Below are 279 nucleotides of genomic sequence, written 5' to 3' on the forward strand. Positions count from 1 at the left end.
GTGGTGTCGCAGTTGTTAACCCGCTTGATTAAATCCAGCCCGTCGCCCGCGCCGCACTGGTTGCAGATAAAGCTGCCGCGCCCGTTATCATCGAACCGGAAGCGATCCGTACCGCCACATGCAGGGCAGGGGGCATGGCGGCGTGATGAATCAGGCACGTCGATAGACAGGCCAGCCAGCACATAAGGCCAGTTGCCAGCGGCGGCGGTGGTCACTTCGCGGATAAGGTCGATATTACGCATTGTGTCGCTCCCTCAGTGCGCCGCTGGCATTTCAGGC

Annotated in this window: 1 protein-coding gene; it reads right to left on the reverse strand. The window is 60.9% G+C overall.

Translation table 11 applies throughout. The features are described 5' to 3' along the window. Window positions 1-242, reverse strand: a 242-nt coding sequence (locus HX884_RS26920) for a primase-helicase zinc-binding domain-containing protein (RefSeq protein WP_306173229.1), incomplete at its 3' end; no start/stop codon positions are given. Between the last annotated feature and the right edge of the window lie 37 nt (window positions 243-279).

It is taken from the genome of Enterobacter sp. SECR19-1250 (assembly GCF_013391025.1).
Taxonomy (GTDB): Bacteria; Pseudomonadota; Gammaproteobacteria; order Enterobacterales; family Enterobacteriaceae; genus Enterobacter; species Enterobacter cloacae.